A 12,567-nucleotide genomic window follows, 5' to 3' on the forward strand; every position below is an offset into this window, starting at 1 on the left:
ATTTTAATATTATCAAATACACTATTACAACGGAGTTAGGAGAATGATGATGATCTATAAAGTATATTACCAAGATAGTGAGATTGAAATGCCAGTTCGCGAAAAAACAAAAACATTGTATATCGAAGCAGAAAATGAGCGTGCCGTCCGTTACAAATTGAAAGACCGCCCATACAATATAGAATTGGTTCAGTTATTGGAAGGCTCACACCTTGATTATGAAAAACAAAGTGAAAATTTTAAACTACAGGAGAATGTATAACAAATGAAATTTGTAAAAAATGACCAAACAGCAGTTTTCGCCTTGGGCGGTTTAGGTGAAATCGGCAAAAATACTTACGGCGTACAATTTCAAGATGAAATTATTTTAATTGATGCGGGAATTAAATTTCCTGAAGATGAATTACTTGGGATTGATTATGTTATTCCCGACTATACTTACTTAGTCAAAAATGTAGACAAGATAAAGGGTTTATTCGTTACACATGGTCACGAAGACCATATTGGCGGGATCCCTTACTTACTTCGCCAAATTAATATTCCGATTTATGCTGGAAAGCTGGCGACAGGCCTTATTAAAAATAAATTGGAAGAACATGGGCTTTTACGCCAAACGAAATTTCATGAAATTAATGAAGATGACATTATTAAATTCAGAAAAACATCTGTTGGATTTTTCCGTACAACACACAGTATCCCGGATTCGTATGGAATTGTCGTGAAAACACCACCTGGTAATATTGTGCATACGGGCGATTTCAAATTTGATTTCACGCCAGTTGGAGAACCGGCTAATTTAACAAAGATGGCTGAAATCGGTAAAGAAGGAGTACTGTGCCTGCTTTCTGATAGTACAAATGCTGAAGTTCCTCATTTTACAATGTCTGAAAGACGTGTTGGTGATAGTATTGATGATATTTTTCGTAAAGTCGATGGACGAGTGATCTTTGCTACATTCGCCTCGAATATTCATCGCTTGCAACAGGTTACAGATGCAGCAGTAGCTAATGGACGAAAAGTTGCTGTTTTCGGTCGAAGTATGGATGCAGCTATTGAAATTGGTCAAGAGCTTGGCTATATTCGCGCGCCGAAAGATACTTTTATTACTACTCAGCAATTGAATCGTCTTCCTGCTAATAAAGTGACTATTCTATGTACTGGAAGTCAAGGTGAGCCAATGGCTGCATTATCAAGAATTGCTAATGGGACTCATCGACAAATCCAAATTCAACCAGGTGATACAGTTGTCTTTTCTTCCTCGCCGATTCCAGGAAATACGATCAGCGTAAATAGAACGATTAACTTATTATATAGAGCGGGCGCTGATGTAATTGCTGGTTCTTTGAACAATATCCATACTTCAGGGCATGGAGGTCAAGAAGAACAAAAGCTGATGCTACGCCTTATGAAGCCTAAATTCTTCATGCCAATCCATGGTGAATTTAGGATGCAAAAGATGCATGCACGATTAGCAATCGATTGTGAAGTGCCTGAAGAGAATTGTTTTATCATGGATAATGGCGAAGTGCTTGCTCTTAGTGATCATTCAGCAGAAGTTGCAGGAAAAATCCCTTCCGGTTCTGTCTATATAGATGGTAGTGGAATTGGAGATATCGGAAACATCGTTTTGCGTGACCGAAGAATTCTATCTGAAGAAGGCTTAGTAATCGTCGTTGTTTCAATCGATATGGATCAATATAAAATTTCGGCAGGGCCAGATATTATTTCTCGTGGATTTGTGTATATGCGAGAATCAGGTGACTTGATCAATGAAGCACAAAAAATGATTGGGAAACACTTAAACAAAATCATGGACCGCAAAACAACACAATGGTCAGAAATCAAAAATGAAATTACTGATACATTGACCCCATTCCTTTATGAAAGAACAAAACGCCGACCAATGATCTTACCGATTATTATGGAAGTATAAAAAATAATGGAGCTATCCGTATAATCGGGTAGCTCCATTATTTTTATTCCATTACTTTTTTCTCGAACCGATTTATATCTGAGTCCGCGCCAATGATGATTAGGATATCTTCTTTCTGTAGCGGATCTTCCGCAGGAGGAGTCACGATGATTTCCCTACCTCGTTTGATTGCCACTATGTTCAAGCCGTATTTGGCGCGGACATCCAAATCAATAAGTGAATGGCCATCAAGTAGCTCATTTACCTTAATTTCCACAATGCTGTATTCATCTGATAATTCTAAATAGTCGAGAACATTGTTAGAAACAATATAATGGGCAATTCTTCTTCCCATGTCTCTTTCGGGGTGTACAACGTGATCGGCACCGATTTTTCGAAGCACCTTTTCGTGGTAATCATTTTGTGCTTTTACGGTTATGTGTTTTACACCTACCTCTTTTAACATAAGGGTCGTCAAAATGCTTGATTGGATGTCCTCCCCAATTGCTACGATAACATGGTCAAAATTTCTTACACCTAAATTTTTCAGAACATTTTCATCTGTTGTATCGGCAATAACAGCGTGTGTGGCAATTGAAGCGAATTCATTAACGCGATCTTCATTTTTATCCATCGCCAATACTTCCATCCCTTGTTCGGATAACGCCCGACAAATGCTCCCGCCGAAACGCCCGAGTCCAATGACTGCAAATTGTTTTTTCAAAACTATTCCCCCACTCTTACGATTGATGCTATTTTAGCATAGCTACTCGACTGGTGGAAGTCGGCAAAAGAATCAACATGGCTATTTTTTCACAAGTTGATTTTTAAAAGCATATATTGCCGCTTGAGTACGATCCTGTATTTCGAGTTTGCTTAATATATTGCTCACATGTGTCTTCACTGTCTTTAATCCAATGAATAACTGATCGGCTATTTCCTGATTCGTCTTTCCCTCAGCAATGAGTAAAAGAATCTCATGTTCCCTGTTCGTTAATTGTTCATGTAAAATCGGCAATTTTTTTTCTTTCATTCTGGCCATCATTTTTCCAGTTACCTCAGGCTCCAGGACAGATTGTCCTTTGTGGGTTGCCCTAATTGCATCTGCAATTTCATTAGCTTTAGAAGTTTTTAATATGTAGCTGGCTGCTCCTGCTTCCAGTGCAGGAATGACCTTATTGTCATCCAAAAAACTTGTTACGATGATAATCTTAGCTTCAGGCCATTCTTTTAAAATTAATTTCGTTGCTTCTATACCGTCCATCACGTCCATGACGAGATCCATTAAGATAATATCAGGAAGAAGTGATAGCGCCATTTCCGCCCCTTTAGCACCGTCACTCGCCTCCCCAATAACTTCTATATCCGATTGCACAGATAAATACGCTGAAACACCAATTCTTACCATTTCATGATCATCCACTAAGAGTACCCTAATCATCATCCTCATCCTTTTTCAATAAGATTGGTACTTTCACTTCGATATTTGATCCTTTTCCCATAATACTAATCAATTTAGCGCTTCCACCGATTTCAGATGCCCGCTCTTTAATATTAGTCAATCCGTAAGAACCTGTTTTATAGTGATTGACATCAAAACCTTGGCCATTATCCATTATTTTCAAAAATACTACTTGATTAATCTGCTTCAAAGTAACTTCTAGTAAACTAGCTTTAGCATGCCTTAAAGTATTTGAAACAGCCTCTTGAACAATCCGAAATAAATGATCCTCTACTCCTTTATCTAATTTGACATCCTGAATATTCCATATGACATCCAGAGGGAGTTTAGAAGTGAGTTCAGACAAGACTTCCTCAATACCTATTTTTAAGCTTTTTCCCTCCAGCTGAATGGGTCGTAAGTGTAATAATAATGCCCTCATTTCAGTTTGTGCTTCATTTATTATGTCTTCGACAAGCTTGCGTTGCTTTATGGCTGTTTCACTTGAAGGATCAGGATTTTGATTGACTGCTGACAGTAACATTGTTGCTGCAAATAATTGTTGGCTAACGGAATCATGCAGTTCACGCGCAAGTCTATTTCTTTCTTTCGTCAGCACTTCCTCTTTTAATTGGTTATTCCACTCCACTCGTTCGTTGGCGAGGTTTTGGTATACCTTTGTCTGTTCTTTAAAGCGCTTGGAAATCCCTTCTATTCTTTGCCAAATCGTTAATAAGTCATCTTTCTGTTTTAATCCGAACAAATCAATCTCATAATTCCCTCGTTCTATTTCTAATAGACTTGCTCCGATTTCTTCACTTTTATGATGAACTGCCGCTCCAATGATCCACCCTGTTACAGCACCGAATAAAACACATGCTAACAAAATAAAAATTCCGCTCGGGATCAAGAATATTTTTTTCTGTAATAAAGCATCATACCAGTTAGCATCGATAAGGAACAATAACGAAGCTCCCACAAATAAAGACGAAATGAGGGCCGTCAAAGCAAAATACATAGAGAAGGTTTTATGGATTCTCATATTCGCTTCACCTCAACATTGCCAACTAAAACATTCGTAATAATTTTTATTGTTCGAAGTGTTTGTTGTCCACTGTCGGGATAATAAATAATATTAGAATTGAATAATTCAGTTTCATCATTAAACACTTTTAGTTTTCCACTTATAGACGAATGATTGATTACGACTGACGCATCAAAAGGAACGAGTAATTGAATGTTTCCAACCAAGTTTCTAATAACAACTACACTTTCTCCTTGTGGAAGCATGGTCATGCCCAAATCGATGACTGTGTCACCAAATCCGCACTGAATGTTGATATCATCCCATTCGAATACTTCATTCACTACTCTTTGGCTACCGACAAACATATTTTTAATAAATGGCCGTTTCTTTTTTATTTGAGATGATTTTGGTTCCGGTTCGATCGTTTCTACAATAATTTTCTGGGCTTGCTTCTTAGATTTGGAGTATTCTATAAGTCCGTAAATCACAGCCGCAAAGATAAAGAATTTTAAAAAGGCAGATGATAGAATAGGGATGGCTAGCAAAGAAAGCCCAATAATTAAGTATACATTTCGATTTTTACTTGAACTTTTTCCTTTGTAAATGAGAAAACAACCAATCAATAGGGGAATAAACAACCGCCAATTAAGAAGGATTTCTAAGCCCATTCCAATTGCAGTAATTAACATAAACCAGCCGATTAAGCTCGTTTTGCTCATTTTTTTCATGTTTCTTCCCCTCCTTCCTTAGATGAATTATTGTATATGTGTCGTCCTGGCAACTAGTGTGCTTGCGCTTTTTTTCAATAATAGAGGAAAGAAAGGCATAATATTTACGCCTTTCTTTAAACCTTATTGTATCACGTTTTCATTAGCTGCCTTTAGTTTTTCTTCATTATTTATTTCTTTTGCCAGTTGTTGAATTTTCGCGTCAAATACCGTGATTTCATATTTATCATCCATATTTGTTTCTTGCTGTTTCATCGTCGTTTCAATGTTTTCAAAGTTCTCAGCGGCGTTACCAAATTCCGACTCGTCAAGGATTTTATTCATTTTTTCTTTCATCGATAGAACATTTTCCCTTCCCATCAGTTCAAGCCTCTTAATATGCATATCTTTAACTTTTAATTTCATTTCTTCAAACTTCATTTCTAAGTCGGATAACTGCTGTAATGCTGTTTCATAGGAGCGCTGAAGCCGTTCCACTTGTTGCTCAGCTTGTGCTTGATAGTGCAAGGCGATTTCAGCTAGTTCATCAGCACCAGCCGCTATTGCCAATCTTCCTTGTTCCTTTCGCTTATCTGCCAAAGTTTGGGCAAGCTTCATTTCTTTATTTAACTCATTTTTTAACATTCTTTGTCTTTCGATTAATTTTGCAGCCTTCTCTACTTCACCTTCACTTTCGCGGACATATTTGTTTAAAAGTGAAATTGGATTTTGTTTTCTTTCTTTATGAGTTGTTGTTACTTCATTAAAATCTGCAGCAATTGATTGTTTTATTTTCTCTAATAAATTATTCATCATTCTTTCTCTCCTTGTTATTTAGTATTTTCTAGTTCATTCCATTGGCGATCAAAGCCAGAAAAAGGGTCATCATCTTGGCTAGGGGCTGCTACATCTTCTTTGTTCCAGTTTTTATATCCGGTGTAAAGAATGTAAACTGCAGCAATACCTGCTATAGCCGGTAAACTGCCCAATAATCCGGAAAAACCGATTAAGCCGATTAACGCCCATACCACCTTCCATAATGTCGATTCTGTTTTCAAAAATTGTTTCAGGGAATAATACACAATCAGTAGACTGATTGCCATCCCAATAATGTGGCCAAGGCTAGACAGTGCAATGATGGCCAAAATTACAGCAGCCGTAATTAGTAAAAACTTTTTCATTTTGTTTTCCTCCCTTCATTTCCTATGCCTTAACTTTAAAGGAATATCTTTAAATGCTTAACCAGCCTGAGCTTGATTTTTATCTAGGTCCTGAGACTGATATTGTTTTTTCGTCTATGTTTGAAATGGTGACAAACGGGGTTTAAATATATACGGGGTTTAAACTAATGTCTTTATTCCTGCAATGATGTCTTGAGAGGAAGTGCAACTTTTGATTACAAAAAAAATAGACGAAGAAGAGACCTTACTGGTCATAGAAAAACTAAAATCTGAGCAATATGAAGAGATGAATGAAATATTTGAAAAAAAGCGTCCTTTTGATATGGCTGCAATTTTTCAAAGTCTTCCTGAACGCCATCGGGCAGCTTTGCTCCATCATCTCGAGGAGTCTACCTTAGCAAGTATGATGCAAAAGTTAAATCAAACACATCAACTTGAACTTTTAAGTAAAGTTGGACCTGAAAAAGCAAATAAAATATTAGCTTTACTTGATACATCGGTTCTTAACACGCTACTTAGAAAATATCCGAAAGCAGATTTGGAAGTATTTCTTGCAGAAATGGAAGAGAACGATGCAAGTTATATAAAAAAGATGATCGAATATCCGGTTGATTCAGCAGGTAGCTTAATGACAAACCGTTATATTTCAATTAGTGCATTTTTATCTGTAGCAGAAGCGATCGAAAAGATTAAAACATTGGCACTTTATTCTGAAAGTATTAATCATTTATATATCGTTGATGATCTCGGTAAGTTAATAGGATTAGTTTCCTACAGAGACTTAATTCTTGCTGACCGGAGTGAAATTTTAAATAATATCATGCTAAAACAAGTAATTGGTGTTACTGTTTCTACAAAACGAGCTGAAATTCTACGTCTTCTTAAGCATTATGACTTTTCAGCCCTTCCTGTTACAAACGACGATGGTGTACTTGTGGGTATGATTACGTTTGATGATATGGTTGAAATTATTATTCATGAAACGAGCGATGATTACACTAAACTATCAGCTACAAGCAAAGAAATTGATTTTGACACCAAACCGTTCACAGCTGCAATACGCAGACTTCCGTGGCTTATTATTCTTTTATTTATTGGCCTTGTTTCCGGAAGCATCATTTCAAATTTTGAAGCAACATTGGAAAAAGTTGTCGCATTAGCATTTTTTATGCCTTTAATCGCCGGAATGACAGGAAATACCGGTACACAATCATTGGCAGTAGTCGTTCGTGGGCTTGCTGAAAAAGATATAGATTCTAAAACGGTGTTTAAATTACTTTTACGAGAATTTTGGGTAAGTTTAATGATTGGCGTTACATGTGGATTCCTCATTTCTATCATCGCTTTCATCTGGCAAGGAAATGTTTATTTAGGAGTCGTTGTTGGTGGCTCTCTTCTGTTGACTTTAATATTGGGGACTATGGCAGGTACAGTCATTCCTCTTATTTTATATAAATTTAAACTTGATCCTGCAGTGGCTTCGGGACCATTGATTACAACAGTAAATGATATTTTTTCTTTAATTACTTACTTTACAATCGCTTCTTGGTTTTTAAATAAGTTAATTCAATAAACACAAAAACAAGGGACGGTTTATTACTCGCCCCTTGTTTTTTCGTGAAAAATTTAATTACTTTTCCTTTATATGTGTCCATCCATCTTTTTGGGTGACTTTTTCTTCTTTCATTAGTTTTCCAATTGCTCGCTTAAATGCACCCTTACTTAGATTAAACCGTTTTTTTATCTCGTCTGGCAGGCTTTTATCTCCGTACGGCATAGAACCGCCCCTGCTAAGAATATATTCATAAATTTTATCGGCGTCCGTATCGATTTGCTCGTAGCTACGCGGCAATAAAGAGACGTTAACTGTTCCGTCTTCTTTAATATCGATTATTCGCCCTTCTACTTTTTGACCTAAGCGAGGTTCTTCACCGCGCTGTGATTCATGAATGAACCCCATAAACCCCTCGTCGGTAATAATAAATGAGCCTGCAAGCAGAAGTCGATAAACATGTCCACTTACGTTTTTATTGAATTTGCTGCGATCGCCGGGAACAGCCAGCTCCCTCATCACTTCTTCCGTGCCTAGCTTACCGAATAACCTATTTTTACTATCCGTTTTTAATGAACAATAAAGTCGATCTCCTACATTGGGCCATAAATGAAACAACTCAGGCAAATCATCCATTGAAACAAGAATATCTTTCCTTAACCCAATATTGACGAATACTCCGAGACCTTTTTTTATCTCAACAACCTCAACCCAATCATATTTTCCGATTTGGACTGTCGGTATTGTAAATGTTGCTGAAAGCCGCCCCTCGTGATCCTGATATAAGAATACCTCGACATCTTGATCAAGTTCAATATCCATATCATCGGCTATTTCGGTGTGATGTAATAGCACATCTTCATACTCATCTGTTAAAAAAAATCCGAATGGTGCTTCCCTTACAACCCGGAGTGTTGCAACTGTACCAGCTTCCATCTTTCAATCCCCTGCTTTCAAAAAATCAATCCTTTAATAAAACTAATTATAGCATGTCCAGGAGTTAGCACATAATAACAAGAAATCCTTCATTTTAATTGAAAAAACCCCCTAGTTAATATGGGGTTCCAGACTGTAGACAAACTCGAATAAACGAGTTGTTTACAGTCTTTTTATATAGGGGTAGAGTGGGTTTTCCGAAGCTTACCGCTCGCTTTCCGCGGGGCGAGCGCCGAGCCGCTTCGTCGCTACGCTCCTGCAGGGTCTCGGCTGTCTCGCAGGTCCCGCAGGAGTCGAGCGGACGCTTCTCCAAACCAATAAAATTCTACGTTTTACTTTTCTATATACTCATTCATTTTTATAATGGAAAGTAAGCCTAACCTTGAGGTGATGGAAAATGATGACAAGAAACCAAAAAAAATCCTTACAATTGAACAACTTGTTCCACCAGACCATTTAGTTCGCAAATTGGACGCTGCAATTGATTTCAACTTCATTTACCCGTTGGTCGAAGACCTTTATTCCTTATTGGGACGGCGTAGTATAGATTCCGTTGTTTTAATTAAGATGACGTTTATTCAGTATGTATTCGGAATTCGCTCGATGCGTCAAACAATTAAAGAAATTGAAAGCAATATGGCTTATCGTTGGTTTTTAGGTTTCAGTTTTCATACAGGAGTGCCTCATTTCACTACCTTTGATAAAAAACAAATCACTACGGATCCTTAATGTATGTGAGGAGCACAAGGAAATTGTCAGGTTAAATCGCTTATCTAAATCGGGAAAAATGCTTTATAAATTTAGATAGGAAAAAATTGAGCGAAGCTTCGCAGGCCCAAAAGAGCTGCATGGGATTCGCTACTGCCAGTTACGGGAATTGAAGAATGTAAGTGAACAGGCTCTCCTTGCTGCAGACTGTCAAAATATAAAAAAGATTGCAACACACTTAGCAGGTTAGAAAAAGTGTGTTGCAATACTTATGTTGGTCCGCATCCCTGTTGATTGGAGCGGAGGGCACTCGACTCCTGTGGGATCAAGAGGTCACGGGAGACCCCGCAGGCGCCAAAGCGCCGAGGAGGCTCCCGGGCCTCCCCGCGGAAAGCGAGTGCCCGGAGCGGAAATCAACAGGCCGGTTAGTAGAGACCATCAATTAATGAAAAATTGCCGAGAAATATACCCTTTATCGACAATCTGAAACCCCCTAGCCATATAGGGGGTTCGTTTCTTTTATTACAGGACTGGGCCTCTGGTTTCTTTATCCACAAGCACGAGAATTTTACCTTCATTCACATAATCATTATAGCGATGGGCATCTTCTTCTGGAATACCCATTCCAATTAATGCTCCAGCAAGACCGCCTATTCCAGCGCCAGCTGCAGCTCCGGTTAGCCCTGCAATAACTGGCCCCGCTGCAATAACAGGTCCAATTCCTGGAATCGCTAGTGCTCCAAGGCCGGCGAGAACTCCGCCTAATCCACCGAGCGCTCCTCCGGTTGCTACACCAGTTGCCGCTCCTTCAGCAGCCTTTGTATCTGTTTCTTCCGTAATATGGTCTACATCTTCACGGTTTTTACTGATTACAGAAATATCTTCTGTACGATAGCCTTCTCTTTTCAATTGCTCAATTGCATTTACAGCTTCTTGTTCAGTATCATAGTATCCAATTACATGTCTTTCACTCAAAGTAATGCCCTCCTTTTTTCTACCACTAGTTAGAATTTACCCATTCTACTATTCTTGTAAACTTATACACGTTCATTTTTCGTACCCTTTGTTTATTAGAAATCATAAAGTAGTTTCCAATTGTTAGTTTGTAGTTGCTATATTTTAACAAAATTAATATTTACTTTTATTCTTCAAACATGTTACTATATGGAGGAATTTTCCATTATTACAAAAGACAAAAAATTCGGTTATATTGGTGAGTTTTGAATGTCCAATAAGTCGGTACTTTCTACTGAGGTTCTCCTTTGTAAAATTGTCGATTTATAATAAAAGTAAGTGGGAGGGATTTATTTGAACGGAAAGATTAAAAACCGCTGGCTTATTGTTACTTCAGCGGTCGGAATTCACATCTCTATCGGGTCGGTATATGCGTGGAGCAACTTCACTACCCCGCTGATGGACGAATTTCAATGGTCTGCAAGCCAGGTTCAGCTCACATTCAGTTTAGCGATTTTATTTCTAGGTTTATCCGCAGCATTTTTAGGTCACTTTGTAGAAAAACACGGTCCTCGTAAAGCAGGATTACTTGCAGCTACTTTCTTCGGCATTGGAGTTTTTGGATCCGGATTCGCAGTTAAATTGGAATCGCTACCATTACTTTATATATGTTACGGAGTACTTGGAGGAATTGGTTTGGGAGTTGGCTATATAGCCCCTGTCTCGACTCTTGTAAAGTGGTTCCCCGACCGTAGGGGATTCGCGACAGGTCTAGCAATTATGGGCTTTGGCTTTGCAGCTGCCATAAGCAGTCCAATCATGGATTCATTAATTAAGTCCGTCGGTATTGCAAATACATTTTTCATTCTTGGTGCCGCTTATTTTATTGTGATGACTGTGTCATCTCTATACTTGGAAAAGCCACCTGTTGATTGGGCACCTAAAGGCTTTAAAGAAAAAGTAAAAGCGGGCAAGGTAGCAACAGACCTGTCACAATTAACAGCTAATGAGGCGATTAAGACACCGCGTTTCTATTATCTATGGATTATGCTCTTTATCAATGTGACATGTGGGATTGCGATACTATCCGCAGCCAAGCCCCTTGCCCAAGAAAGCATCGGATTAAGTACTGCTGAGGCTGCAGCTCTTGTAGGAGTTTTGGGTTTGTTTAACGGTTTTGGAAGAATTGGATGGGCATCAGCATCTGACTATCTTGGACGTCCAAATACGTACACAACGTTTTTTGCAATGCAAATTATTCTATTTGCATTATTACCATTCACAACGATTCCAATTTTATTTTATATCATGCTAGCAATCATTTATACATGTTATGGTGGCGGATTTTCTGCCATTCCGGCCTATATCGGAGATTTATTTGGAACTAAGCAACTAGGCGCTATCCATGGATATATTTTAACCGCTTGGGCTGCTGCTGGACTTGCTGGTCCGATGTTTGCAGCATGGATGAAGGATGCAACAGGAAGCTACGCAAATAGTCTCATGTTTTTCTCCGGCTTGTTTGTAATTGCTCTTGTCGTCTCCCTTGCTATCAGGCTGGAGATTAAAAAGGTGAAAAAGGAAAGCTCTGTAGCAAATAAGCCAGTAAGATTAGCCTAAGATTACATTCCGCTCTTGTGATCTTATACAATCATGATAGACTAATAGTAAAAGCTTATAGTAAGAGGTTAGTCAAATGAATTATGAAGCGGAATTTAGTAATATAGTCAGGTCATTTAGGAAACGCCATATGGGAAAAGGTCCAAGCCAAGTCAAAACTACTTTCTGTAAAAACTGGGCTATCTGTGAAATGGAAGGCAATTTATCCCCTGTGGAAAAATTCATTGTAGCAGCTCAGTATGGCAAACAAATGGTTCGGGCTGCAAGAACGGAAATGGTCAAGGAGATGTACCGGAAAAATCATCCAATCGAAATGGAAGAATTTCTCGGCGCGAAATTTATCGACCTTTTTGTTGATATTGATATCGATAAAGATTTAGGTATGTCCATCTTTGTTTTTGATCAGGACCTAGAACAAAAATTTAACAGTAAAGATAAACACAATTGAATATTAATCACTACATTAGGATTGGCACTTGGCAGCGCTCCTGTTAAAGACTAACCACCCTATTATCCTTATCATAAGATA

13 protein-coding genes and 2 pseudogenes are annotated in these 12,567 nt (G+C 38.2%); 7 read left to right on the forward strand and 8 right to left on the reverse strand.

Annotation, left to right across the window (positions count from 1 at the left end):
- Positions 1–49: 49 nt before the first annotated feature.
- Complete coding sequence (locus KHA88_RS07600; RefSeq protein ID WP_213096492.1) at positions 50–262, forward strand: DNA-dependent RNA polymerase subunit epsilon; 213 nt, start codon at positions 50–52, stop codon at positions 260–262.
- Positions 263–265: 3 nt separating this feature from the next.
- Complete coding sequence (gene rnjA, locus KHA88_RS07605; protein WP_213096491.1) at positions 266–1,933, forward strand: ribonuclease J1; 1,668 nt, start codon at positions 266–268, stop codon at positions 1,931–1,933.
- A gap of 43 nt (positions 1,934–1,976) precedes the next feature.
- Here rnjA and KHA88_RS07610 read toward each other — a convergent pair whose 3' ends face one another.
- The 6 genes from KHA88_RS07610 to KHA88_RS07635 all read right to left on the reverse strand — a co-directional run bounded on the left by KHA88_RS07610 (position 1,977) and on the right by KHA88_RS07635 (position 6,268).
- Positions 1,977–2,636 carry a potassium channel family protein gene (locus tag KHA88_RS07610; protein ID WP_213096490.1) on the reverse strand — a complete coding sequence of 220 codons (660 nt, stop codon included), beginning with the start codon at positions 2,634–2,636 and terminating at the stop codon, positions 1,977–1,979.
- An 81-nt stretch (positions 2,637–2,717) separates the two neighbouring features.
- Positions 2,718–3,353 (reverse strand): response regulator, encoded by a 636-nt coding sequence (locus tag KHA88_RS07615; protein ID WP_213096489.1) that lies wholly within the window; start codon positions 3,351–3,353, stop codon positions 2,718–2,720.
- Entirely contained in the window at positions 3,346–4,395 is a 1,050-nt protein-coding gene (locus KHA88_RS07620; protein ID WP_213121687.1) for a sensor histidine kinase, read from the reverse strand. The genes KHA88_RS07615 and KHA88_RS07620 overlap by 8 nt, the downstream gene beginning before the upstream one ends.
- Positions 4,392–5,108, reverse strand: a complete 717-nt coding sequence (gene liaF, locus KHA88_RS07625) for a cell wall-active antibiotics response protein LiaF (RefSeq protein WP_213121688.1) — start codon at positions 5,106–5,108, stop codon at positions 4,392–4,394. Before liaF ends, KHA88_RS07620 begins: the two co-directional genes overlap by 4 nt.
- 123 nt (positions 5,109–5,231) lie before the next feature.
- On the reverse strand, positions 5,232–5,900 hold the full coding sequence (locus tag KHA88_RS07630; RefSeq protein WP_213121689.1) for a PspA/IM30 family protein: 669 nt from the start codon (positions 5,898–5,900) through the stop codon (positions 5,232–5,234).
- A 17-nt stretch (positions 5,901–5,917) separates the two neighbouring features.
- Complete coding sequence (locus KHA88_RS07635; protein WP_213096485.1) at positions 5,918–6,268, reverse strand: lmo0954 family membrane protein; 351 nt, start codon at positions 6,266–6,268, stop codon at positions 5,918–5,920.
- Positions 6,269–6,479: 211 nt separating this feature from the next.
- Here KHA88_RS07635 and mgtE point away from each other — a divergent pair, with 211 nt between their 5' ends.
- Positions 6,480–7,841, forward strand: coding sequence for a magnesium transporter (gene mgtE / locus KHA88_RS07640; protein ID WP_213096484.1), 1,362 nt, complete (start codon positions 6,480–6,482; stop codon positions 7,839–7,841).
- A gap of 57 nt (positions 7,842–7,898) precedes the next feature.
- Here mgtE and KHA88_RS07645 read toward each other — a convergent pair whose 3' ends face one another.
- Positions 7,899–8,756, reverse strand: coding sequence for a CvfB family protein (locus tag KHA88_RS07645; RefSeq protein WP_213121690.1), 858 nt, complete (start codon positions 8,754–8,756; stop codon positions 7,899–7,901).
- Positions 8,757–9,146: 390 nt separating this feature from the next.
- Here KHA88_RS07645 and KHA88_RS07650 point away from each other — a divergent pair.
- A pseudogene (locus KHA88_RS07650) lies at positions 9,147–9,470 on the forward strand (transposase); the annotation flags it as partial.
- Positions 9,471–9,483: 13 nt separating this feature from the next.
- Positions 9,484–9,714 (forward strand): annotated as a pseudogene (locus KHA88_RS20955) (transposase); the annotation flags it as partial.
- A gap of 272 nt (positions 9,715–9,986) precedes the next feature.
- Here the strand turns inward: KHA88_RS20955 and KHA88_RS07655 are convergent.
- Entirely contained in the window at positions 9,987–10,439 is a 453-nt protein-coding gene (locus KHA88_RS07655; protein ID WP_213096482.1) for a general stress protein, read from the reverse strand.
- 345 nt (positions 10,440–10,784) lie between these two features.
- Between KHA88_RS07655 and KHA88_RS07660 the strand changes: the two genes are divergently transcribed.
- Both KHA88_RS07660 and KHA88_RS07665 read left to right on the forward strand, forming a co-directional pair.
- Entirely contained in the window at positions 10,785–12,038 is a 1,254-nt protein-coding gene (locus KHA88_RS07660) for an L-lactate MFS transporter (protein WP_213121755.1), read from the forward strand.
- 76 nt (positions 12,039–12,114) lie between these two features.
- Entirely contained in the window at positions 12,115–12,486 is a 372-nt protein-coding gene (locus tag KHA88_RS07665) for a Na-translocating system protein MpsC family protein (RefSeq protein WP_213121691.1), read from the forward strand.
- Positions 12,487–12,567: the final 81 nt, after the last annotated feature.

Source organism: Lederbergia citrea, from assembly GCF_018343525.1.
In the GTDB taxonomy this organism is placed as follows: Bacteria; Bacillota; Bacilli; order Bacillales; family Bacillaceae_C; genus Lederbergia; species Lederbergia citrea.

What these genes read in the sequence shown, in the direction of transcription:
- KHA88_RS07600 (WP_213096492.1), top strand. Translation starts at nt 50, where the DNA reads ATGATCTATAAAGTATATTACCAAGATAGTGAGATTGAAATGCCAGTT.
- rnjA (WP_213096491.1), top strand. Translation starts at nt 266, where the DNA reads ATGAAATTTGTAAAAAATGACCAAACAGCAGTTTTCGCCTTGGGCGGT.
- KHA88_RS07615 (WP_213096489.1), bottom strand. Translation starts at nt 3,353, where the DNA reads ATGATTAGGGTACTCTTAGTGGATGATCATGAAATGGTAAGAATTGGT.
- KHA88_RS07620 (WP_213121687.1), bottom strand. Translation starts at nt 4,395, where the DNA reads ATGAGAATCCATAAAACCTTCTCTATGTATTTTGCTTTGACGGCCCTC.
- liaF (WP_213121688.1), bottom strand. Translation starts at nt 5,108, where the DNA reads ATGAAAAAAATGAGCAAAACGAGCTTAATCGGCTGGTTTATGTTAATT.
- KHA88_RS07630 (WP_213121689.1), bottom strand. Translation starts at nt 5,900, where the DNA reads ATGAATAATTTATTAGAGAAAATAAAACAATCAATTGCTGCAGATTTT.
- KHA88_RS07635 (WP_213096485.1), bottom strand. Translation starts at nt 6,268, where the DNA reads ATGAAAAAGTTTTTACTAATTACGGCTGCTGTAATTTTGGCCATCATT.
- KHA88_RS07645 (WP_213121690.1), bottom strand. Translation starts at nt 8,756, where the DNA reads ATGGAAGCTGGTACAGTTGCAACACTCCGGGTTGTAAGGGAAGCACCA.
- KHA88_RS07665 (WP_213121691.1), top strand. Translation starts at nt 12,115, where the DNA reads ATGAATTATGAAGCGGAATTTAGTAATATAGTCAGGTCATTTAGGAAA.